At 60.2% G+C, this 22,164-nt stretch carries 19 protein-coding genes; 12 read left to right on the top strand and 7 right to left on the bottom strand.

Annotated features, from left to right (window positions below; genetic code table 11):
- Positions 1-177 precede the first annotated feature (177 nt).
- The 8 genes from HW554_RS06635 to HW554_RS06600 all read left to right on the top strand — a co-directional run bounded on the left by HW554_RS06635 (position 178) and on the right by HW554_RS06600 (position 12,254).
- Entirely contained in the window at positions 178-1,179 is a 1,002-nt protein-coding gene (locus tag HW554_RS06635) for a sugar phosphate nucleotidyltransferase (RefSeq protein WP_176907796.1), read from the top strand.
- 70 nt (positions 1,180-1,249) lie between these two features.
- Entirely contained in the window at positions 1,250-2,602 is a 1,353-nt protein-coding gene (locus HW554_RS06630; protein ID WP_176907795.1) for a hypothetical protein, read from the top strand.
- A gap of 180 nt (positions 2,603-2,782) precedes the next feature.
- Entirely contained in the window at positions 2,783-3,175 is a 393-nt protein-coding gene (locus HW554_RS06625) for a hypothetical protein (protein ID WP_176907794.1), read from the top strand.
- A gap of 9 nt (positions 3,176-3,184) precedes the next feature.
- A complete protein-coding gene (locus HW554_RS06620; RefSeq protein WP_176907793.1) occupies positions 3,185-3,640 on the top strand; it encodes a hypothetical protein in 456 nt (151 codons plus the stop codon).
- Between the two features lie 29 nt (positions 3,641-3,669).
- On the top strand, positions 3,670-5,118 hold the full coding sequence (locus HW554_RS06615) for a hypothetical protein (protein WP_176907792.1): 1,449 nt from the start codon (positions 3,670-3,672) through the stop codon (positions 5,116-5,118).
- A gap of 546 nt (positions 5,119-5,664) precedes the next feature.
- A complete protein-coding gene (locus HW554_RS06610) occupies positions 5,665-9,129 on the top strand; it encodes a hypothetical protein (RefSeq protein WP_176907791.1) in 3,465 nt (1,154 codons plus the stop codon).
- Between the two features lie 49 nt (positions 9,130-9,178).
- Positions 9,179-10,642 carry a hypothetical protein gene (locus HW554_RS06605; protein WP_176907790.1) on the top strand — a complete coding sequence of 488 codons (1,464 nt, stop codon included), beginning with the start codon at positions 9,179-9,181 and terminating at the stop codon, positions 10,640-10,642.
- A 151-nt stretch (positions 10,643-10,793) separates the two neighbouring features.
- A complete protein-coding gene (locus HW554_RS06600; protein WP_176907789.1) occupies positions 10,794-12,254 on the top strand; it encodes a hypothetical protein in 1,461 nt (486 codons plus the stop codon).
- Between the two features lie 22 nt (positions 12,255-12,276).
- On the opposite strand, the gene HW554_RS06595 is transcribed toward HW554_RS06600, so the two are convergent.
- A complete protein-coding gene (locus HW554_RS06595) occupies positions 12,277-12,528 on the bottom strand; it encodes a hypothetical protein (protein ID WP_176907788.1) in 252 nt (83 codons plus the stop codon).
- Between the two features lie 47 nt (positions 12,529-12,575).
- Between HW554_RS06595 and HW554_RS06590 the strand changes: the two genes are divergently transcribed.
- Positions 12,576-13,253 (top strand): hypothetical protein, encoded by a 678-nt coding sequence (locus tag HW554_RS06590; protein ID WP_176907787.1) that lies wholly within the window; start codon positions 12,576-12,578, stop codon positions 13,251-13,253.
- A 133-nt stretch (positions 13,254-13,386) separates the two neighbouring features.
- On the opposite strand, the gene HW554_RS06585 is transcribed toward HW554_RS06590, so the two are convergent.
- Genes HW554_RS06585 through HW554_RS06575 form a run of 3 tightly spaced genes read right to left on the bottom strand, consistent with a single transcriptional unit; the run spans position 13,387 to position 17,168 of the window.
- A complete protein-coding gene (locus tag HW554_RS06585) occupies positions 13,387-14,520 on the bottom strand; it encodes a PepSY-associated TM helix domain-containing protein (protein WP_176907786.1) in 1,134 nt (377 codons plus the stop codon).
- Complete coding sequence (locus HW554_RS06580) at positions 14,510-14,719, bottom strand: hypothetical protein (protein WP_176907785.1); 210 nt, start codon at positions 14,717-14,719, stop codon at positions 14,510-14,512. The genes HW554_RS06585 and HW554_RS06580 overlap by 11 nt, the downstream gene beginning before the upstream one ends.
- Positions 14,720-14,753: 34 nt before the next feature.
- A complete protein-coding gene (locus HW554_RS06575; RefSeq protein WP_176907784.1) occupies positions 14,754-17,168 on the bottom strand; it encodes a TonB-dependent receptor in 2,415 nt (804 codons plus the stop codon).
- Between the two features lie 193 nt (positions 17,169-17,361).
- On the opposite strand from HW554_RS06575, the gene HW554_RS06570 reads away from it, so the two are divergent.
- The 3 genes from HW554_RS06570 (at position 17,362) to HW554_RS06560 (ending at position 20,602) form a co-directional block, all read left to right on the top strand.
- A complete protein-coding gene (locus HW554_RS06570) occupies positions 17,362-19,551 on the top strand; it encodes a prolyl oligopeptidase family serine peptidase (protein WP_176907783.1) in 2,190 nt (729 codons plus the stop codon).
- Between the two features lie 140 nt (positions 19,552-19,691).
- Positions 19,692-19,910 carry a hypothetical protein gene (locus HW554_RS06565; RefSeq protein ID WP_176899470.1) on the top strand — a complete coding sequence of 73 codons (219 nt, stop codon included), beginning with the start codon at positions 19,692-19,694 and terminating at the stop codon, positions 19,908-19,910.
- Between the two features lie 182 nt (positions 19,911-20,092).
- Entirely contained in the window at positions 20,093-20,602 is a 510-nt protein-coding gene (locus tag HW554_RS06560) for a GNAT family N-acetyltransferase (protein WP_176907782.1), read from the top strand.
- A 176-nt stretch (positions 20,603-20,778) separates the two neighbouring features.
- Here HW554_RS06560 and HW554_RS06555 read toward each other — a convergent pair whose 3' ends face one another.
- The 3 genes from HW554_RS06555 to HW554_RS06545 form a co-directional block, all read right to left on the bottom strand.
- On the bottom strand, positions 20,779-21,078 hold the full coding sequence (locus HW554_RS06555) for a DUF4286 family protein (RefSeq protein ID WP_176907781.1): 300 nt from the start codon (positions 21,076-21,078) through the stop codon (positions 20,779-20,781).
- Positions 21,079-21,174: 96 nt separating this feature from the next.
- Positions 21,175-21,624: a DUF6526 family protein gene (locus HW554_RS06550; RefSeq protein WP_176907780.1), complete on the bottom strand. Its 450-nt coding sequence runs from the start codon at positions 21,622-21,624 to the stop codon at positions 21,175-21,177.
- A 99-nt stretch (positions 21,625-21,723) separates the two neighbouring features.
- Entirely contained in the window at positions 21,724-22,104 is a 381-nt protein-coding gene (locus HW554_RS06545) for a hypothetical protein (RefSeq protein WP_176907779.1), read from the bottom strand.
- Between the last annotated feature and the right edge of the window lie 60 nt (positions 22,105-22,164).

Genomic DNA, 22,164 nt, shown 5'->3' with positions numbered 1-22,164 from the left:
GGTTTGGGAAAATGGAAGAGAGGGGGAGAGAAAAACCGGTCCCGCAGGACCCGTACTAAAAGCCGCCAGCCAAGATTGGCCGCGCTGCAAAGTACGAATTCGCCGCTCGGCGGTTGTGCTATGGGCGGCTCGGCCGCTATTGTGTATTTTGCGCTTCGGCGCTTCCCGATTCTGTTTATGAAAGTAGTCATTCCCGTAGCCGGCATCGGCTCCCGCTTACGCCCTCACACGCACACCCAGCCTAAAACGCTCGTGCCAGTGGCCGGCAACACCATTCTGGGCCACATCATCGACCGGTTGGTAGAAGCCGACGTGCAGGAGTTCGTGTTCATCATCGGCTACCTCGGCGAGAAGGTTGAGAACTATGTTCGTCGCCAGTATCCTGGCCTGAACGTCAGTTTTATCGTGCAGGAACCCCGCGAAGGCATTGCCCATGCCCTGTGGCTGGCCCGCGAGCAGTTCCGCCACGAACCCGACGGCGTGCTCATCCTGCTCGGCGACACAATTGTGGATATAGATCTGCGGGCGATGATAGCCATGCCGGGCAATGTGCTGGCCGTGAAGGAAGTAAAAACGCCCGCTCTGTTCGGCATCGTGGAGAACGGGCCCCGTGGCCTGGTTACCAAGGTGGTCGAGAAGCCGCGCATTCCCAAATCGAACTTCGCGCTGGTAGGCCTCTACAAGATTGCCAACGCCGACTGGCTGGCCTCGGCCCTGGAGCGCATCGTCGAGCAGGACCAGCGCACCCACGGTGAGTTCCAGCTCACCGACGCGCTCATGCTCATGATTGAGGACGGCGCCGAAATGGTGACCGTGCCGGTGGATAACTGGTTTGACTGCGGCCGCAAAAGCTCGCTGCTCGAAGCCAACGCCCGCCTGCTCAACCGCCCCGAGTTCCTGCGCCGCCACGACTTCCCCGAATTCCCCGACACTATCATCATCCCGCCCGTCAGCATCGGCCAGGATTGTCAGATTTCGGGCTCCATCATCGGCCCCAACGTGGCCATCGGCGACCGGACCATCGTGCAGAACGTCATCCTGAGCGAGTCCATCATTGGTTCTTATAGTGAGCTGCGCTCCGCCGTCATGCACGACTGCATCGTGGGCTCCGACGCCCTGTTCAAAGGCACCAAGCACAGCCTGAACATCGGCGACAATACCGAGATTGATTACAGCTAGGAGCGAGCTGCCTGCATAGCGTTCTGCAACGGCCCCAACCCTCCCGCCAGAAAGTCGTTACTTTAACCCGATGCGCTACCCCACCTCCCTTTCGCCCCGCCTGCTGCCCATTTTGGGCCTGGTGCTGTTGCTGTTGCCCGGTTGTTACTCCCGTTCCGATATCAAGCAGGAGCAGGAAACGGCCGTTGAAATGACCGACGTGCTGCCCGGCGGCAGCAAGCAGAAAGCCGCAGCAGCCGCAGCCGCAGCGCCCGCCGCAACCCAGCCGCTGCAGCGCGTGAACGTGCTGCTGGAAGTGTCGGGCTCGATGGAGGGCTTCATGCCCAAAACTGCCGCCAACGGCCAGAACACCCGGTTTCAGCAGCAGGTAGCGCAGTTTCTGTCGGAAGTGAACCGTACGCCCACCGTGCAGCAGAAGTCGTTTTTCCTACTCAAGGAGAAACCGTATGCCGAATCGTACGCGGCCCTGTCGGGTACGGTGCGCGCCGGCATCCGGCAGCCGGCCAAAAGCACCGATGTGCCTGCCGTGCTCGATACCCTCATGACCCGCTACTACCAGCCGGGCACCGTGAACGTGCTGATTTCGGACTTCATCTATTCGCCTAAAAACGCCGGGGCCATTCCCTACATCAAAACCGACATCACCGATGCGCTGCAGCGCAACGGCGCGCAAGCCGACCTGGCCGTGTCGGTGTACGGTTTCACTTCCGACTTCCGGGGGACCTACTACCCGGCGCTGGTGGCAACGGGCAAAAAAGCCAACTGCTGCGACACCGACATTCCGTATTACTACTGGGTTATTGGCCCCTCCAATGCCGTGCGGCAGTTCGATGCTGCCCTGCTGACCGACGAAGCCGCCCGGCAGGCCCACTTCGGGGTGGTGTACCCGCGGCCAGCCTACTCGGTGCTCGATAAGTTTGAGAACCAGGGCAGCTGGTACTACGGCGACGCCGGCGCCAGCAAGCGCGCTGCCGACAGCTACCGCGTAGTGAGCATAAGTGAGGCCTCGGCCCAGCAGCCGGTGGAGTTTGTGGTGGGCCTCGACCTGCAGAACTTGCCCGCCCAGTACCGCGAGCTGGCCTACCTGCAGCAAAACCTGAAGGTGCAGACCGTAGACACCGACGCCAAGCTGGCGGGTGTAACCGCCGCCACCGCCCAAACCCGCGGTAGCAGCAGCCCGCAAAGCCGGTTCACGCATTTTGCTAAAATCCGCCTGACCAAAGTGCCGCCTGCCTCGCGCCCGCTGGTGCTCAAGCTGCAAAACCAGCGCCCCGCCTGGGTGGCCCAGTGGACCACGAAAAACGACGCCGTGCCGGCCGCTAAAACCTTCGCCCTGAGCAGCCTGCTCGATGGCCTGCAGGCTTCCGTTGGCTCCCGCCCTACCGTTTTCGAGCTGCCGCTCACGCTGCAGCCGGCCCGGTAAGCGGCGGCGCTACGGGCCGGGCAGGTCGCCGCTGCTATCGGGCTGCTGCCAGGGTTGGCACGATAGTCGTTCGGGGAGTTCTAGGGGCCAGTGCCCGGGTCTTTCGGAGCGGCTTGCAATTTCGCTTCTGTTGTATCGTTTCACGAGTTGCCGGGCTGGTGCCGGGCGTTAATCTTTTGCATGAAAGCATTCTTCCGCTTCCTCTACGAAATCATCGGTAACCCCCAGCCCCCGGCCGATACGCCGGTGTACCGCGACGTGGTGTTCCCTAACATCGGCCTGCTGAATGTGGCTGTTTCGGTGTGGCTGGTCATCATGTTTTATATCCTCATCAACAGGGCCATGGGTGTGGCCACCTTCAACAAGGCCCGCCATTGGGGCCTATTTCTGGGCCTGAACGCGGTGCTGGCTTTTGGTATTGCCATCTGGCAGGCCCACTCCCAACAGGTCGCCGACCATAGCTACATCTACTGGCTGGCCACCTGGAACGCCATCTTGAGCTTGGTTTGGTTCTTCGTGCTTTCTCTCATCTTCAAGCAGGGCTCGACCAACGCCAGCACGACACCGTTTTAGAATGAAGACATGAATCCGGTCTTCCCTCTTTTCTGCCTGCAAAAGGAAACGAAGCCTTATGGTTATCTGGTAGAGGAAGCGCAGGATTTGAGCTACTGCAACTTGGCATGGTATTACGATTCACAGCAAAATCCTGAATTGTACTTCGATGCCTCTGGTACGAAGGTTGGGCGTAGGCTGAAATTGAAACGCAGTTTCGGTAGATGGCAAAAGCTTCTCTCGTACTTCTATTGGGGTAAAATATTAGTTGAAAGCGAGTGGTATATAATAGGATACTACCGTTTTGAGGAGTTAAAAGAACAGGTCGCGCTTTGCGTTAAAGCAGATGATGATGTGATGACTCAATTTATCGAGGCCGAACATCTCACCTTACTTGTACAGCAGGCACGTCATTTCGGAGACCTATATATGGTTCTGCAAGGAGCTATTTACAACTCCGAAGATGACGATTCACTAGATGCCTAATACACAGCAGATTTTGACAACGAACACTCATGGCTAAACTCTTCTTATTCGGTATTGGCGGCACGGGCTCGCGGGTGATTCGCTCGCTCACGATGCTGCTGGCGGCGGGCGTAAAGCTGCCTAATTGCGACCGGGTGGTGCCCATCATCATCGACCCCGACGCCCACAACGGCGACATGAACCGCACGGTGGAGTTGCTGCAGAACTACCAGCAGATTTACAAGCACCTCGGCCCCCGCGAGGAAGGCTTCTTCCAGACCGACATCAGCACGCTCAGCGGTATTTCGCAGGATGTGAACGGCTCGGTGAAGGACACGTTCATCTTCGATTTCGGCGGCATCAACCAGACGTTCCGGCAGTACCTGGATTACGACGGGCTGAGTGTGGATTCGAAGGGACTGGTGGATCTGTTGTTCACGCCTGATAACCTCGAAAGCCCGCTCACCATCGGCTTCCGGGGCTCGCCCAACGTGGGCAGCATCGTGCTGAATAAGCTGGTGGAAAGCGCCGAAATGCGGTTTTTTGCCGACAACTTCCAGGATGGCGACCGGGTGTTCTTCGTGTCGAGCATCTTCGGCGGTACCGGCGCGGCGGGTTTCCCGCTGATGCTCAAGAATATGAAGGACCCCAACACCCGCCTCAGCAACGCCCGCTACCTGCGCGACGCGCCCACCGGGGCCGTGACGGTAATGCCTTATTTCGCGCTCCAGAGCGAGGATTCGGCCGTTATCGACTCCAACAACTTCCTGACCAAGACCAAGGCCGCGCTCAGCTACTACGAGCACAACCTGCAGGGCCTCGACGCGCTGTATTACCTCGCCGATACGCCCGACACGCCCTACGAAAACCAGCCCGGCGGCATCCAGCAGAAGAACAAGGCCCACATCATTGAGCTGCTGGCCGCCTTGAGCATTGTGGATTTTATGAACTACTCGCCCGCCGAGCTACGCACCGGTGGCCCGCACTTCCACGAGTACGGCCTCGGCACCGACGCGCCGGAAATCCAGTTCAGCCACCTGCCCGACGAAACCCGCGAAATGGTGGCCCAGCAGCTCACGCAGTTCCTGTACTTCACGCGCTACCACAAGCAGCACCTGCCCACCGACAAGGCGCCCTACCACGACAACCTCAAGCTCGATTACGCCCTGCGCAACGAGCCCATTTTCCGGGAGCTCAACACCTTTCTGCACAGTCCCGACTCGGGTGTAGACCAGTGGCTTCAGGAGTTGGCCCAGAACCGCCGTGCCTTCCGCCCCTTCGACCTGCAAACCGACGATTTCAACGCCATGATTCTGGGCAAGCCGGTGGAAAAGAAGTGGAACGACTTCTTCAACAAAGGCATGAGCCACAACTACTTCCTCGACAGCCTCAATAAAACCGAAAAGTCCATTGCCGAGCCCGACAGCTTCCGCAAGCTGCTCGACCTGTTTTATCAGGTGACCGACAAGGCCTTTGAGGAAAAGGTGAAGGTGGTGTAACCGCTACCAAAAAGAACGTCATGCTGAGCTTGCCGAAGCATCTCTACCGCTTCGTTTTAAAAGCAGAAATATCAGATGCTCTCGTTTCTCTAAGCACTAATGGATTCGAAAGCAACTTTGACCTCCACACTTGAAGAATTGCACGATGCAACTCTGGTGCACATCAGTTTCATTTGGCAAACTGGAGTAGTAGAAATTCATCTGCGAACTGCTGCTGACCCAAGGTTTCTTCTGAGAATAGCCAACGCAACTGCATTTCACGCAACTAGGACATTCGAGTGGGGACCTAGTAGTCAGATAAATTCCATTACGGCTTCTGATGAATTGGTAGTTATTGAAATGCAGAGCGGTGACATCGTTACAATTAACAGGAACGTCAATACGCACAGCAGTCCACAGTAAGATTGCCAGCTCAACGAAGCGGTAGAGATGCTTCGACAAGCTCAGCATGACGGACAGTAGTAACGCCTTATTCAGTCAACTACTCCCAATCTCTCCTATCTGAGGAGGGAACTACTAGTTTTCTAGAACAGATTTCCGCACAACATGCCCAAAGTCCTTCGCTTACACAATAACGGTTCCCAGCAGGTGCAGGGCTGGCAGAAAACCGCCCCCGTTACCAGCACCGAAATCAACACCGTAACCGACCCGGCGGGCGGCAAGTCGCGCAATCTGGCGGTGAGCATCCCGACGCCGTTTGCGCGGATGCACCTGTTTGAGACGGCCTTCGACTTTCTGGTCCGGGAGGGCAAGAGCAACCCCGGCTCGGTGTACCACGAGTTGACGACCCACTTCTGGGATTTGCTGGAGCTGCTCTACAACTACCACCTCTACACCCAGGCCGGCCGCAAAATCACGCTGCGCCGCTGGAATGCGGAAGCCGAAATCCAGCGGATGCGGCAGAGCGAGAGCACGCGCCTGCTGGGCGAAACCCTGAAGCTGTACATGCAGGACGAGCGGTTTCGCGACTTTTCCGACATGTACCTGGTGTACTACGAGTCGCCGGAGCTGACGGGCGGGCCGCGCCTGCTGGGCGGCACCTCGCCGCTGACGATGCTGTTTACCGGCCCCGGCGTGGGCGCCCTCGATCTGGAGCGGCCCCAGGCCCGCGGCCATTACTTCGACCACCAAACGGTGCTGCTTGATGACCGCGACCCGCAGTTCCGGGAGTTCGTGTACGAGCTGTTTCTGGCCTACCCGGCCCTGCAGCGCCGCGAGTTTGCCGGCAGCGTGTACGCCGGCCTCGACCGCACCAAAATCAACCAGTTGCAGATGCAGGGTGACCGGAGCGCCCAGCAGTTTGCGACCCGCTACCCGGCGCTAGCCGACGCCCAGGGCAACCTGGTGAGTGTGAAGGGTGTGCCCCTGCCCGGCCGTGCCGACCAGTCGGCCGTGACCAGTTCCGACCTGTTCATTCAGCCCACCCGCGAAGCCGGCAACGGCCGCCCGCGCCCGCTGGTGCTGCGACCCAACCTGACGATGCCGGGGGCCAACTACCTCAACGGCCAGCCCTGGGACGACCGCACGCCGGTGCCCTACCATGATGAACTGGCGCTGGAAAACCGGGTGCTGCCCGGCAAGGGCTTTAAGTACCCCTACATCACGGTGGGTGACCTGCTCGAAGACTCGCTGGTGGAGCTGCCCTACGAGCTGAATACCCAGCGTTTCCACACCGGCAAAGTCACGTTCCAGTACGGGGCCGATGGGCAGGGACGCGCGCGTTTCCCGTACCTGCTGCCCCTGAAACAGGCGTTTTTCGAGTATTTCACCGAAAACGAACTGGCCGAACTGCTCACCTTCACCATCGACCTGAGCCACGTGCGCGTGCAGCTGCGGGTACCGGTGCAGGGCGGGCGGTTTATCACTTTCGAGCGCAGCTACTACACCAACCCCCAGAACCCCAAAGACGCTCAGGGGCGTGAGATTCCGGAGAAGGGCCGCATTGTGAAGGCCAACGTGGGCGTGGGCGTGTTCCCGTTCTATAAGGTGCGCCACCAGCCCGAGTTCAACGACCTGTACAAGGTGATGCTGGTGGATGCCGACAACTCGCCCACCATGCTCAGCCGCCGCTACGACCTCACGTTTTTCGTGAACGGGGAGCGGATTACCGAGCAGGGCGCCGCCCGCCGCGCCACCCGCTACGAGCGCACCCAGAAAAGCGTGGCCACCGCCGGCAGCACCTACTACGAAATCACTGGCACCCACTTCGACCTGGCCGAAATAACCTGCCCGCCCGCCACGCTGGGTGCCGAGCCGGCCCGAGGACTGTTTGTGCCGCGCTGGCGCGAGCTGGAGCGCGGTACCCGCCGCTTCACGTTTGCCGTCGATTTCGGTACCACCAACACCCACGTAGCCTACGCCGATTCGCCCTCGGCCCACCCGCGTCCGCTCACCATCGGCGAGGCCGACGTGCAGGTGGAGTGGCTCAGCGCCCCGCTGGCTGATGCCGGGCAGTCGGCTGCCCAGCGCTACCGTTTTGGGGCCGGGCAGCTGAACTCCGACGTGGCTACGCTGCAAAACCGCGAGTTCGTGCCCAGTTTTATCGGCGAGGGCGGCTCGGTGTACGAGTTCCCGATTCGGACTGCTGTGTGCGAAACTACCTCGTTTGCCAACGAGCCGGCCAAAGCCCTCAGCAACATCAACATCGGCTTCAGCATCAACACCGAAACCACCGCCGAGCTGCCCCAGAACCGTTTCGTTACCAACCTGAAGTGGAGCGCTGAACTCGACCCCCAGGGTGTGTCGCGCATCGAAGCCTTCTTCAAGGAAATTCTGCTGCTGTTGCGCCACAAGGCAGCTTTGCACGGTGGCATTCTGGAAGACACCCGGGTAGTGTGGTTTGCGCCGCTGAGCTTCGACGGTTTCCTGCGCAACCAGTTCCAGCAGGTTTGGGACGAGGCGTTCCAGCAGGTGTTCAAGGCCAAGCGTCCTACCATTTGCCTCACCGAATCGGTGGCACCCTACTACTACCTCACCGCCACCAACCAGGTGGTGCCCAACCGCGACGAGAACGTGGTGAACATCGACATTGGCGGCGGTACTACCGACTTGCTACTCTTCGCCGACCAAAAGCCGGCCTACAGCACTTCGTTCCGCTTTGCCGGCGACGACCTGTGGGGCGACGGGTACGCCCGCGTGCAGGGCGCACCCAAGCAGAATGGCCTGCTCCGCCTCGGCGTGAGCCATGTGGAAAGCCTGCCCGATTCGGAGCAAAACCAGGAGTACAAGGGCTACCTGCAGGCGGCGCTCAAAAACAACGACTTCGGCTCGGCCGACGTGACCAGCCTGCTCTTCAAGTACGACGATGCGCTGCGCTTCACTCAGGCCCTGGGCCTGGGCCGCGGCCGGCAGCTACGGGTGCTGTTCTACCTGCACTACACGGCCATCATCTACCACACGGCCCAGCTGACCAAGCATTTCGGGCTGAAAACGCCACGCTACCTCTGCTTCTCGGGCAAGGGCAGCCTGTACCTGCGCCTGCTGGCCGGCGGCAGCTCGCTGGTGTCTATTGAGAAGATTACGAAAGCCATTTTCCAGTCCGTAACCGGCACCGAGCCGCCCCACAACTTCCGCGTTATCCTGGCCGATAACCCCAAGGAGGCGACCACTAATGGTGGTGTGCTGTTCGAGGAGAAGACCAACACCGACTACGACAACATTCAGGCGGTGAAGCTCAGCGGCACCGTGGAAGGCGGCGAGCTGAACCAGCAGCGCCTCAAGCTCAACCAGGTGGATGCGGCCCTCAAAGACGAGGTGCTGGCCAACGTGCGCAACTTCCTCACGCTGGTGCTCGAAGGCGACGAAGTGGCGCCCTACCTGCGCGAAGTAGGTGTGGATGTGGACCGGCAGCGCGTGAAGGACATCCTGCTCCGCGAAATCGAGGACAGCCTCAGCCTGGGCCTGCACCAGTTCCAGCGTCAGCTCTCGGCCGACGAGACGTTGCCTGAAACCTTGTTCTTCCTGCCGCTGAAGCAGGCGTTGTATAACTTGAGCCGGGAGTTGCAGGCGTAAAGCCTCTGCCCATCTAGTTCAGACGCCTTCGACCATCTAACCCCTAGCTATGACTCTTTCCCGCCGCGCTGCTTCCCTGCTCACCGGCCTGCTGCTAGCGGCCGGCGCTGTTTCGGCCCAGACTGCCCCCGGTCAGCCCACGCTCGATGAGCAGAAGGTGCAAATCTGGTGCGCTGCCGCCCGCTACGTGTACGACGACAACGGCCGGCCCAACCTCAAGGACAAGCTAAGCTGCGGCAGCTCGCTTAAGGCCTTCGAAACCAGCATCAAGGCCGATAGTCAGAAGGTGTACAGCCTGCTCTACCAGCCCCTGGAAGGCCGCGGCACGATGTACGCGGGCCTGGGGAGCAATGAGGCGCGGGTGCAAAAGCTGACGTCGGAAATCATCAACAAGCTGAAAGGGTCGGCTGCCCGCCGCGCCGACCCGGCCCGGATGCAGCGCCTGACGGCCCTTGAAACGGCGCTGGCTAGCTATGTGCAGAATGGTACGCCCATCGGCGACCTGGCCGGCACCGAACCGGCCGATACTCCGGCTGATACGGCCATCAACCTCGACGAAACCACCGCCACCGCGGCCGGTGATGCGGGGCTGGACGATGCGGGCGTGACCAGCCAGCCGACGGCTGCCAGCGGCGTGGGCGAAAGCGTGATGGATAAGCTATTTGCCCCGCTGGCCCTGATTCTGGCGCTGCTGGGCCTGGTGCTGTTCTGGCTGCAGAGCCGCAAAGTGGCCGACCTGGCCAGCCGCCTGGGTCGGCACCGCACCGATATTGACGCCGTGAAGTCGGTAGCCGCCCCCGGCACCGTGGCCGGCCAACTCACGCTGGCCCAGCGCCGGGAAGTGGAGAAAATAGTGGCCCAGCGCTTCGCTGAGGAGTTGGAGCAGCGCCTGGGGTCGTCAAAGAACCCGATGCCGACTCCGGCCGCCGCGCCCCAAGCGCCAGCTACCGCGCCGCGCCCGGCCCCGGCAGCAAGTACCACTAAGCCGGCCGAAGCGCGGCTGGCCGAGGTGCCGGCCAGCCTTTCAGAAATACCGGCTCCACCGGCTGCCATTCCGGCGGGCTCGCCCACAGCCACCCCGCGCGACGAGTTCGAAAGCTTGGTGCCGCCTGTGCAACTACCCGATCCTGCTCCAATCAGCCCGGAACCCGAGCAGGCGTTTACACCTGACCCAGTTCAGCCAGCGGCCCGGGCACAGTTTACGCGCTACGTGAAGGTGCCGGTGAACGGGGCGTTCAGCGAGTACGACCTGTCCGACGAGCCCCAGCACGACAGCATATACGAGTTGCACTTCGATCCGCAGTGGCCCGAATTGGCGACGTTCAACGTTACGCCCAACCCCGCCATCCACGCCTACGCCATCCAGAGCGCCCAGTATTCGCTACGCGAGGCCTGCCGCTACCAGCAGCCCACCGAGCCGGTTACCCGCATCGTAACCGAGGAGGAAGGTGTGTTGCGCAAAGCGGCCGGTAGTTGGCAGATTGAGCAGAAAGCAGCCATCCGGTTCGAGTAGAAACGCGCCCACTGGTTAAAAGAACTGTCATCCTGATGAAGGAAGGATCTTTTCGCGCGCAAACGACCCGTTATGACGACGGCAGTTGAAGCGGGATAAGATCCTTCCTTTGTCAGGATGACAGGGCAGTAATAGCGTTATTTGTAGTTCTATGCTCGAAATTATCCTCGAAGTACTGGTTGTCGTCGTGGTGGTGGGCCTGCAGATTCGCACGTTTCTGCAAACGCGGGCCAAAACGCGCCAGCTCAGCCTGCTGTATCCGCCCCGCGAAGCGCTGCGGGTGGAACAGCGCCTCGTGCTGGCCGACGGCCGCGACCTGCCCGAATACGCCGCCGATGCGCCTGCCGATGCCTACCCGGCCACCCTGCTTAAGGCCGATAACGCCTCGACCGAGTTCCAGGAAATCCTGCTCGACACCAATGACTACCTGCGCCACAACAAGGGCGCGGCGGCCGATTTTGGGATTCTGAAGGACATTTCGGAACGCCGCAGCCAAGTGCTCGACAATGAGGTGCAGGCCAACGTTTCGACACCTCTGTACCTAGGACTGTTAGGGACGTTTCTGGGAGTGATTCTGGGCCTGGTGGGCATTGCCCGCAACGGGGTATCGGATGAAAATGCGCTGACGCCCTTCCTGACCGGGGTGCTGATTGCCATGACCGGCTCGTTCGTGGGGCTGCTGCTCACGCTGCTCGGCAACGGGCTGCTACGCGAGGCCCGCCGCCAGCTCGATGGCCGCCAGAACCAATACTACACCGTGCTGCAGGTGCGGCTACTACCCATTCTGCACTCCGACATGGCCGGCAGCCTGAGCAACCTCAAATCGGTGCTCGATGCCTTCAATCAGCAGTTCGTGGGCCAGGTTGATTTGTTCAACCCGCTCATGGACAAGGTGACGGAGAACATCCGGGTGCAGAGTGATTTTCTGCAGCGCCTCGATACCATTGGCTACGACAAGATGGCCGCTGCCAACATTGCCGTGTTCGACAGGGTAAGCGAGTCGGCTGATATGTTCGCGGCCTTCACCGGCTACCAGCAGAAGCTGAACCAGATGCTGGAAAACGGCTACCAGTCGGCGCAGAGCGTGAACGGGATTCTGGATCGGCTGCGCGGCTTCGAGAAGGGCATCAACGACCTGGGCCAATACGTGGGCAGCAACAACAACTCGGTGCAGCTCATGCTCGACTTCTTCCAGAAGCACCAGGTGGAGCTGCGCAACCTGCGCGACCGGGCCGAGCAGCACATCGACCAGGCGGGCATCAGTCTGGCCGACATCCTCACCCAGCGCCAGGACCAGAACGAGCGCCAAGCCCAACTGGCCTACGAGAAGTGGCAGCAGTACTACCAGCAGCTCAACGCCGACAACATCTTCGAAAAGCTGCTCAAGCAGCTGGAGCCCCTCCAAAGCCTCAACGCCCAGCAAACCGACCTCAGCCGCGACGTAACCGCCACCCAGCGCGAACTGCTGCGCAAAGTGGAGCTCGATTCTCAGATTCAGGCCAAGCTGCTGGCCGAAATATCCAACCTGAATACGGTGCTGGTGAAGGCCACCGCCAAGAATAGCTTCCAGCGGTTCATGGACAAGCTGTTTGGGGGCGTGAAGCCGGTGTAGAGAGCCTCTGAGTTTGGGGTTTTTAGTTTTCAGGATCCACAGGATACAGTACTTTAAAAGGTAGCGGACCTTCGCGCCTCACCTTTTCGATTGCATCAAGCCAGTCATACCAGAATACGGGGTCGGCGGGTGTATCCTTTTCAATGTATTCTCCACCACTGAGAATGTCCGTCAGATCATTGGAGCCTGTCGCCTTCCAGTATTGCATCAGCATATATAGCATAGCTTCATAGCCCTGTTTTTCTGTTAACGTCTCTGTACTATCAATCTTCATAGGGTGTGATTTGAGTACTGATAAAGTCAAATATCGATAAAACGAAGATGAACAACCCCACCTCCAACAAACGCCAACAAAACGACTTCTTCTGGCCCAGTTATGTGGACCTGATGACGTCGTTGTTTGTGGTGATGCTGGTGCTGTTCGTGTACAGCTTCAAGCTGTTTAAGGACCGCGAGGGGGAGCTGAAGCAGGCCAACGGCGAGCTGAAAGCCAAGGCCGAGGAGTTGGAGCAGATAACCAAAATCCGCCGTTCGTTGGAGCGGCTGGAGGGTAAGTACTTTAAGTATGACCCCAGCAATGAACGGCACGAGCTGCTGGTGCCGGTACAGTTCAAGGCTGGGCGCGACGAAATTCAGGATGCCTACAAGCCTGCCCTGTTGCAGGCTGGCCGCACGTTGCGCACGGTGCTCAAGAGCATCAAAACCGACCAGCCCGTGCGCTACCTCGTGATTGTGGAGGGCATGGCCGCCCGCTACCCGGCCGGCGACCTGCGCAACGCCCGCGAGGAGCAAACCACCTACCAGCTCAGCTACCGCCGGGCCTTGAATCTGCTCAACTTCTGGAAGCAGAACGGCCTCGATTTCGGCCAGGACCGCAACATCGAGCTCATCATCGGGGGCAGCGGCTTCTACGGCACCGGCCGCTACCAGGGCCGCCGCGAAGGCGACAACAAACGCTTCCTGATTCAAGTGATTCCGAAGGTGGGCCGGATGCAGTAGCAGAGAAGTAGTGAGAGAGTATGATGCGGCAAAAGGGCCGCCATGCTGAGCGCAGTCGAAGCATCTCTACCACCAAAGTAATTATATGGCATTGCGGTAGAGATGCTTCGGCTACGCTCAGCATGGCGGTAGCCTACGCCGGTTGCAGGCGTTGCGGTTTCTGCTTTTTGTTGCGCCGTCCCCACCACACAATGGTGCCTGTAACGGGCAGGCTGGCCGAAATCAGGCTGGCCAGAAAGGCGACGATTTTGCCACCCAGGCCCAGCAGTTGGCCGGTGTGCAGGTCGTAGTTCATATCGGAGAACTTGGTGCCGTTGCTTTTCTGGTGGTGGGGCGTGGTGCCCAGCAGCTGGCCCGAGGTGGGATGGAAGAAGAATTCGGTGCGGTGGTAGTAGTGCAGTGCCCGCTGGTAAGCCCAGCATTGCAGCGTGGCTTTGCCGCTACCAACCGGGGCGATAATCAGCATGTGCGTCTCGGGCGCGAGCCGGTAGATGGTGCTGTACGCCACGTCGGGCAGAGGTCGGGCGGCGGCGGCCACGGTTTGCAGCGTGTCGATTTTAGGTGTGAGCTGCTCCGGCGAAGGTGGCCACTTGCCGTCGATGGCGAATACGGTGACGTTGAGCATCCAGGGGAAAAGCATGAACAGGCCCGACAGTGCCAGTACCAGCGCGATACTGGCCGCATAGAAGCCCAGCACGTTGTGCAAATCGTAGTTCATGCGCCGCCAGCGGCCCCCCCACTTCACGGTAAAACGCTGCTTGCGCTCCTGCTTGCGCTTGGGCCACCATAGCACGATGCCCGTCAGCAGCATCACCACAAAAATACAGATGGAAAGCCCCACCACCCATTTCGCCACCGGTGCGGGCAGCAGTAGGTGCGTATGGATTTCCTGGATGATGGTGAAAAAATGGGTACGCAAATCGTGCTCGTGCAGCACCTGACCGCTGTAGGGATTCAGGTACACTTGTGTGGGTGTCCCCGCTTTATCGGTGAAAAACACGGTGGCCGAGCGCGCGGGGCCGAAGGAGGTGAACCACGTATCCTGGGCAGCCACGCCGGGGTGCGTGGCCAGGGCGGCGGCCTGCAATCGTGAGGGCAGCAGCATGGCCGTCGGCTGCGGCTGTACCTGCCGCCACGGCTCCGTCAGGTCCCTTATCTCGTCCTGAAACACGAAAATGCACCCCGTCAGGCTCACAATAAACACCACCAGCCCCGAGGACAGCCCCAGCCACAGGTGCAGTTTGGCGCTGATTTTCTTAAATGTCATGGCTCGGGTCGGTTAGGCTGATTGGCGGAATCGGGTCGGAGGCGGGAAGGTGGTGTAGGGCGGCGGCGTTCAGGCGGGCTTCGTGCCAGCGCAGCAGGTGCCGGAGCTGGCACAGCTGCCGTTGCGGCGTGAGGCTACAGAGCCGGCAGCCGGCGCAGTTCCAGGCCGGTACAGCGTCGGCCTGCGGTTGAGCCTGCAACTGTGCTGGCTGTTGGCGCGCCGCCCCCACCACCCTAGAACTTGTAGGCAACGCTACCGATGATACTGCGCAGCTTCTGCGCGTTCATCGTGGTGTAGCCGGTCCAGTATTGCTTGTCGGTGAGGTTATCTGCTCTGGCCGAGAGCCGGAACCTGGGCTGGTCGTAGAACACGCTGGCGTTGAGCACAGTGTAGCTGGGCAGCGTAAACACGTTGGTGCTCGTGTTCTGGATGCGGTTGTCGTTGGCATAGTTGCCGCCGAACCCTGCTCCCAGGCCCTGTAGCGGGCCGGCGGGCTGTCGGTAACTCAGCCAGGCATTGGCCACGATGGGCGAAGAAGCGGTGTTGGGCCGGCGGCCGTTCACGGTTTCGTCCTGGGTTTCAAACTTCGAATCGTTGTAGGCGAAACCACCCACTATGTTCAGGCCCGGCAGCGGATTGGCAAGCACGCTCACCTCTACGCCCTTGCTGCGCTGGTTGGCATCCTGGGCGCTGATGGCCTGGAAGTTAGCATCGTAGCTGATAATGCGCAGCCGATCCTTCACGTAGATGTCGTAGTAGCTGACCGTGGCGCTGAGGCGGCCCCCGGCGGCATCCAGCTTCACGCCGCCTTCCCACTGGTTGGCGCGCTCGGGCCGGGCAATCAGGCTGCTGCCGCCGGCGTTCAGGTACACGCCCAGGTTGTTGAAGCTGTTCTGGTAGTTGGCAAACACGCTCACCCGGTCTTTCACCGGCTGGTACACGGCTCCGAACTTGGGCGACAGCGCCGTTTGCGAATACGGCGCCACCGGCGAGTAGAACAGGCCGCCCTTGTTATCGAAATGGTCGACGCGCAGGGCCGCCAGCACGCTCAGCTGGTCGGTCAGGTTCAGCACATCCGACACGAAGGCGCTATAGGTGTTGGTGGTAGTGGTAACCAGGTAATGCGCTGGGGACGAGGCCGCGTAGCGGGCCGCTATGTTCGGGCCATTAAAGCCGCGGATAGTGCCGCTGGAGGCGTTCAGCGAAATCGTATCGATGTTGCCTCCCAGGAAGTTCAGGTCGGAGTTCACGCGCAGGTAATCCAGGCCCACCACCACGCGGTTGCGCATATTGCCCACCCGGAAGTCGCCATTAAACAGCTGTTGGGCCTCGAACACGGTGCGGCGGCTGTTGTCCGTCGATTGGTCGGCGCGCACCAGCCGGCTGTTGGGCAGCAGGTAGAAATACGCGCCGAAACCGTCGGAGTAGCTGTGGCTGCTGGTGAGGTAGGTGGTGGTGCTGAAGCCGGGCGCCAGTTGGTAATGCACCTGCCCAAACAGGTTGGTGCTGCGCGAATCCTGGGTCAGGCCCTCGCCCTGGTACGACTGCCGGTAGTTGAGCGGCGCCTGGTCGGCCCGGTCGAAGCCCAGCGCCGAGGAGGGCTCGTAGAAGAAGATGATTTGCTTACCCACGTTGGTGCCTTTGTAAATCTCGGCGTCCACGTTCACCGTCAGCCGTTCGTTGGGCCGGAACTGCACGCTCGGGGCCACGGCCAGGTTTTTGGTGAAGCCCGGGTAGTTGAGGTTCTGGAAGCTGTCTTCGTAGGTGTAGGCCGTGTTCAGGCGGAAGGCCAGCGTTTTGGGCTGGTTGGCGGGCGTGTTGCCATCCACTAGGTTCACGTCGGCCGATACGCGGTGGAAGCCGTAGGAGCCGGCCGCCACGTTCACTTCGCCCCCGAACGTATCCAGCGGCTTCTTGGTCACGCGGTTCAGCAGGCCGCCATACGAGGTGAGGGAGCTGCCGAACAGCGTGGCCGAGGGGCCTTTAATCACCTCCAGCTTCTCCAGGTTGATGGCGTCGATGTCGCTCGTGACGTTGCCGGCCACGCCGTTGCGCAGCTGGCTCGACACGATGAAGCCCCGCGAGGCGTAGAAGGCGCCGCCGTCGCCGCCGCGGCCGGTGGCATCCCACATTTTCTGCACGCCGGGGGCGTTGCGCACCGCGTCGTCCACCGAAAACACCACCTGCTCGGTCAGCAGCTCCTTGCCCACGGTGGCATACACCTGCGGGTTTTCGAGGTTGCTCAGCGGCATCTTACCCACGTACTCCGACGTTTTGCGGACGAACTTATTGGTGCGGTTGCCGCTGATAACCACCTCCTTGAGCTGCTCGGCGTTTTCGCTCAGCATGAAATCGAGCACCACGGCCTGCCCGCCGCGCACCGTTACCGACTGCTCCGTTGTTTTCAGGCCCACCGCCGATACTACCACGGTGTACTGGCCATCGCGCACGCGCTCAATTACATACTCGCCGTTGCCGTTGGTGATGGCGCCTTGGCTACGGCTCTTCAGACCCACCGTTACCGACTCGGCCGGGCGGCCGTCGGAGGTAGTAACGCGGCCCCGGATGGTGGCCGCTTGCTGGGCCTGCACCGTGAGGGCGTTGACCAGAAGGATGGAAGTAAGGCCTAGCGAGCAGAGATTCAACATGAGAGATTTTAATTAGAATCTTTCTTAATTAGGCAAAGGAACGACGTATATTCTATTTAGAAAAATTCTTAATAGAATTAATTTGCGGTATGATGACCGCCTGTTGGCTTGCAACGGCCCGTGAACGGGCTGCCGGGGCGGCATCTGCCAAACTTGTGGGCTATCTTCGACCATTCACCCATGTTCCTTCCCTATGCGCAAACTCACCGTTCCACTGCTGGCGCTGGCCGGCCTGGCCGCCTGCCGCTCCTCGCAGCCGGCTATGCCCACGGCCACTACGCCTGCAGCCAAAACTGCTGCTTCCCCCTCCAATAAATTCGTGCTTAACTACCCCGACTCCCGTAAGTCCGATCAGAAGGACGATTATTTTGGCACCTCCGTGGCCGACCCTTACCGTTGGCTCGAAGACCCCGATGCGCCCGAAACCAAGAGCTGGGTGACGGCCGAAAACAAGGTGACGTTTGGCTACCTCGACCAGATCCCGTTTCGCGACAAAATCCGTGAGCGGCTGACTACACTCTGGAACTACGAGAAATTCGGCATTCCGCAGCAGGAGGGCAAAATGCTGTATTTCAGTAAGAACGACGGCCTGCAGAACCAGGCGGTGCTGTATGTGCAGCCCGAGGGTTCCGATGCTGCGGCCGAGGTGCTGCTCGACCCCAACAAGTTTTCGGCCGACGGTACGACGGCCCTGGCCGGTACCTACTTCTCGCACGACAACCGCTACATGGCCTACGCCACTAGCGGCGGCGGCTCGGACTGGCAGACGATGAAGGTGCTCGACCTGAAAACCCGCCAGCCGATGTCTGACCAGCTCGACTGGGTGAAGGTTTCGGGGGCGTCCTGGTACAAAAACGGTTTCTTCTATAGCCGCTACGACGCGCCCAAGGCCGGCGAGAATAAGCTGGCTGGCAAAAACGAGTACCACAAGGTGTACTACCACACCCTCGGCAAGCCCCAGAGCACCGACCGGTTGGTGTACGAGGACCCCAAAAGCGCGCTGGGCTTCCGCATGGTAAGCACCACCGACGACGAGCGGTTCCTGTCCTTGTACCTCACCGATGGCAAGGCCGACGGCAACCGCCTTTCGGTGCGCGACCTGACCGACCGGCGGCAGGAGGGAAGCTTCACGCCCATCATCACGAGCTATGAGCACAACAACTCGGTGGTTGGCAACGTGGGCGGACAGCTGCTGGTACTCACCAACAACGGCGCACCCAACTACCGCGTCGTGCTCATCGACCCCAAAAAGCCCCAGGAGAAAAACTGGAAAACCGTGCTGCCTGAAACCCAGCAAAAGCTGGAGGGCGTCGACCACGTGGGCGGCTATTTGGTGGCATCGTATCTGAAGGATGCCAGCAGTCTGATTAAGGTGTACACCGAGAAGGGCGAATTCAAGCACGATGTGGCCCTGCCGGCCCTGGGCACGGCCTCGGGCTTCGGTGGCAAGCGCGACGCGAAGGAGGTGTACTACGCCTTCACCTCGTTCACGTACCCGACCACCATTTACAAGTACGACCTGGCCACCAACACCAGCACCGTATTCCGGGCTCCGAAAGTAGATGTAAACCCCACTGACTACACCACCACGCAGGTGTTCTACAGCAGCAAAGACGGCACGAAGGTGCCCATGTTCATCACCCACAAAAAGGGCCTGAAGCTCGACGGCCAGAACCCCACGTACTTGTACGCCTATGGCGGGTTCAACATCTCGCTCACGCCCGGCTTCTCGGTGGCCCGCATGCTGTGGCTCGAAAACGGCGGCATCATCGCCATTCCCAACCTGCGGGGCGGGGGCGAGTACGGCGAGGCCTGGCACAAAGCCGGCATGACGCCCAACAAGCAGAACGTGTTCGACGACTTTATTGCCGCCGCCGAGTACCTGAAGGTGCAGGGCTACACCAGCACCGAGAAGCTGGCCATGGCCGGCGGCTCGAATGGCGGCCTGCTGGTAGGTGCCACGATGACGCAGCGCCCCGACCTGTGCAAAGTGGCCTTCCCGGCCGTGGGCGTGATGGACATGCTGCGCTACCAGAAGTTCACCATCGGCTGGAACTGGGCTCCCGAGTATGGTACCTCCGACAGCTACGAGCAGTTCCAGAACCTCTACAAGTTCTCGCCGCTGCATAACCTAAAGCCCGCCGACTACCCCGCCACCATGATTACCACCGCCGACCACGACGACCGCGTGGTGCCGGCGCACTCGTTTAAGTTTGCTGCCGCCCTGCAGGCCGCCAACACCGGCCCCAACCCCCAGCTCATCCGCGTCGATGTAAACGCGGGCCACGGCGCCGGCAAAAGCACCAAACTCCAGATTCAGGAGTGGGCCGACATCTGGTCGTTCGCCTTCTACAACATGGACGTGAAGCCGTTCGGAAAGTAAGTTTTTAGCGTTTAGCTGATAGTGCTTCGCGCTTGTAGCGTTTCAAACTGCCCAAGCACGACGCACTATTAACTAAGCACAAACCGCCGTATCTTTGCGGCTGCAAACCGCGTAAGTGCCTTAGTCTTTTGCTTTCCCATATGAAAAAAATGTCCCTGCTCGGCCTGCTGGCCGGTTCGCTGCTGCTCTCCGCTACTTCCTGTAGCAACCCCGACTACGAGCGGCAGGAAGATATGACCGTTGCGCCGTTGTCTTACCCCGCACCGGTCGATACCACGGGTGGTAAAACTGATGAAACCCGCGAAATCAATGCCGTTAACGCCACCGAATCCATCAAGAAAATGCAGCCGGTAATGTAGCTGGCAGTTTTTCTAACGCAGAAAGAGCAGCAGCCCCACCGGGCTGCTGCTCTTTCTGCGTTCAGGGCCTTACTTTAGGCTCAGTAAGAGCTGCTCGTAAAGCCAGCAGGAAAGTTGATGGGAGTACCTACTATAGCTCAAGGCGCGTAGCTTACTCACTACTCACTACTCACCAGACCGCCATGTTTATTCGCCGGGGCCGGGAGGCCGATTTGCCGCAGGTGCTGGCCCTGATTCAGGAGCTGGCCGAATACGAGAAGGCCCCCCAGGAGGTCACGAATACGCTGGCCGATATGCAGCGCGACGGATTCGGGCCCGCGCCCATCTTTGGCTTCTTTGTGGCCCTGGAAGTGCCCGAAGGCCCGATTGTGGGCATTGCGCTATACTACACCGCCTACTCGACCTGGAAGGGCCGGATGCTGTTTCTCGAAGACTTGGTGGTAACCGAAGCCATGCGTGGCACGGGCCTGGGCCGGCGGCTGTTCGAGGCCGTGGTGGCAGAGGCCCGCCACAGCGGGGCCCACCGCCTGCGCTGGCAGGTGCTGGAGTGGAACGAGCCAGCCATCGGTTTCTACCAGAAGCTGGGCGCTACCCTCGACCCGGAGTGGCATAACGGTACCCTCACTGCCCAGCAAATCCAGCAATTCCCCTGCGACCCGGCCATCGAGGCCGCCGTGCGGGAAGTTGCCTGATGTGCTGCCAGTACGCTGTAGGGGCGGGGCTTGTCCCCGCCCGCCGTTGAACGAGTCCGTAGAGTGTACGCGAGCGTGGCCGTTCAACGGCTCCTAACGGCGGGCGGGGACAAGCCCCGCCCCTACACCGGGCTGTAGCTCAAACAGAGCGTACTAGCAGCTAATAAATCAGCCCATTACAGCACTTCCAGCATCGTGCGGAACGAGGCGTAGCGACCACCAAAATGCTTGTCCATGTCGGCGCGGAGGGCGGGGGCGGCCACTTCCTGGTAAGCTTCGAGCTGCTCCAGGCTCACGGCGTAATACTGCGAGGCGTAGGTAATGCCGCCCTCTTCCTCATCGAGCATGCGGCAGAGCTGGCTTTTGAGAAAAAAGCCGGTGGCCATCACCTCCGGCATGTGCGTGTTCTGCATATAAGCCAGCCACCGCTCGGCAATTTCCGGATCGAGGCTGGTGGTTACGTTGTAAAGAATCATAAACGGGTGGTTGGGGTAAACAGCTAAGGCTTCAGCGGAGCAGTGGTCTTCCTGCGCAAATTTAAGGCGACGAAGCCTACTCTGAACGCCTGCGCATCAGACCCGCATATCGTCGAAGTGGAAATCCTTGATGCGGGCCTGAATGTCTTTCGACGACAGGTTCTCGCGGATGGCGGCCTGGGTGAGGTCGGCTAGCTCGGCGTCGCCGGCGAAGCGCAGGGCCAGTATCTGGCCTAGCTTGAGCTGGCTTTCGAGCGGGCGCAGGCTTTGGCCAGTTACCTCGAAGTAGCGCTGGCGCACTTCTAGGCGCAACAGCCGGTCCTGGAGCGTGAGGGCGTAGTGTTGGCGCAGCATCAGTAGCACGCCGAGGCCCACCACGGCCAGCGCGGCCACCGTAAACCAGAGGCGTGAAATTTCGGAGTCGTCGCCGGCCACCGTCAGGTAGCGCCGGACGCCGTAAATGGCCAGAATCAGGGCCGCCGGCAACAGCACGAAGTGGTGCCAGGGGTAAAACATGAGCGTATTTTTGGTCGGTTTGGCGGCCATAGGAAGCGGGTTGGGGTGAAGTGTGAACTGCTGATACGCAAAAACTCCGACCAGGGGCCGGAGTTTTGTACATAGTGGTGTCGGCCGAATGTCGCGGGGCTATACGTTACCGGCCTTTTTGGCCTCGCGGGTCCGGCGCTTTTCATCGCGCAGGGCTTTTTTGGCTTCGCTTTCCTGGCGGCTGGCTTCCTTGGCAGTGGCACGCTGGCGCTTCAACTCCATCTTCTGTTCTTTCATCTGGCGCTGCTGCTCGCGCATAGCCTGCTTCTGGTCTTTTAGCTGCGATTTAGAGTCGTTAACGCTGCTCTTTGTAGCGGAGCTTTGCTGCTTCTGGGCATCCAAAGTAGCTTTGGCATCCATGGTGCGCTGCTCCTGCATCTGGCGGCGCAGCTGGGTCGAATCGGTGACTACCTGAGCCTGCGAAGCGTGGCTTCCGAGCAGGGTGAGGGTAAAGGCGGTTAGTATTAGAAACGTTTTCATGGGAAGGGCGAAAGTGAAATTCGCTGCTAGTACGTTGGCACGTTGCGAACGGTCATAATC

This window comes from Hymenobacter lapidiphilus (assembly GCF_013377885.1).
Taxonomy (GTDB): domain Bacteria; phylum Bacteroidota; class Bacteroidia; order Cytophagales; family Hymenobacteraceae; genus Hymenobacter; species Hymenobacter lapidiphilus.
This window is presented reverse-complemented; position numbering and strand designations above follow the sequence as displayed.

Excerpts from the sequence above, each read along its gene's own strand:
- HW554_RS06565 (WP_176899470.1), top strand. The coding sequence starts at position 19,692 with ATGAAAAAAATGTCCCTGCTCGGCCTGCTGGCCGGTTCGCTGCTGCTC.
- HW554_RS06610 (WP_176907791.1), top strand. The coding sequence starts at position 5,665 with ATGCCCAAAGTCCTTCGCTTACACAATAACGGTTCCCAGCAGGTGCAG.
- HW554_RS06635 (WP_176907796.1), top strand. The coding sequence starts at position 178 with ATGAAAGTAGTCATTCCCGTAGCCGGCATCGGCTCCCGCTTACGCCCT.
- HW554_RS06615 (WP_176907792.1), top strand. The coding sequence starts at position 3,670 with ATGGCTAAACTCTTCTTATTCGGTATTGGCGGCACGGGCTCGCGGGTG.
- HW554_RS06600 (WP_176907789.1), top strand. The coding sequence starts at position 10,794 with ATGCTCGAAATTATCCTCGAAGTACTGGTTGTCGTCGTGGTGGTGGGC.
- HW554_RS06550 (WP_176907780.1), bottom strand. The coding sequence starts at position 21,624 with ATGGCCGCCAAACCGACCAAAAATACGCTCATGTTTTACCCCTGGCAC.
- HW554_RS06630 (WP_176907795.1), top strand. The coding sequence starts at position 1,250 with ATGCGCTACCCCACCTCCCTTTCGCCCCGCCTGCTGCCCATTTTGGGC.
- HW554_RS06625 (WP_176907794.1), top strand. The coding sequence starts at position 2,783 with ATGAAAGCATTCTTCCGCTTCCTCTACGAAATCATCGGTAACCCCCAG.
- HW554_RS06620 (WP_176907793.1), top strand. The coding sequence starts at position 3,185 with ATGAATCCGGTCTTCCCTCTTTTCTGCCTGCAAAAGGAAACGAAGCCT.
- HW554_RS06585 (WP_176907786.1), bottom strand. The coding sequence starts at position 14,520 with ATGACATTTAAGAAAATCAGCGCCAAACTGCACCTGTGGCTGGGGCTG.
- HW554_RS06605 (WP_176907790.1), top strand. The coding sequence starts at position 9,179 with ATGACTCTTTCCCGCCGCGCTGCTTCCCTGCTCACCGGCCTGCTGCTA.
- HW554_RS06595 (WP_176907788.1), bottom strand. The coding sequence starts at position 12,528 with ATGAAGATTGATAGTACAGAGACGTTAACAGAAAAACAGGGCTATGAA.
- HW554_RS06545 (WP_176907779.1), bottom strand. The coding sequence starts at position 22,104 with ATGAAAACGTTTCTAATACTAACCGCCTTTACCCTCACCCTGCTCGGA.
- HW554_RS06555 (WP_176907781.1), bottom strand. The coding sequence starts at position 21,078 with ATGATTCTTTACAACGTAACCACCAGCCTCGATCCGGAAATTGCCGAG.
- HW554_RS06560 (WP_176907782.1), top strand. The coding sequence starts at position 20,093 with ATGTTTATTCGCCGGGGCCGGGAGGCCGATTTGCCGCAGGTGCTGGCC.
- HW554_RS06575 (WP_176907784.1), bottom strand. The coding sequence starts at position 17,168 with ATGTTGAATCTCTGCTCGCTAGGCCTTACTTCCATCCTTCTGGTCAAC.
- HW554_RS06570 (WP_176907783.1), top strand. The coding sequence starts at position 17,362 with ATGCGCAAACTCACCGTTCCACTGCTGGCGCTGGCCGGCCTGGCCGCC.
- HW554_RS06590 (WP_176907787.1), top strand. The coding sequence starts at position 12,576 with ATGAACAACCCCACCTCCAACAAACGCCAACAAAACGACTTCTTCTGG.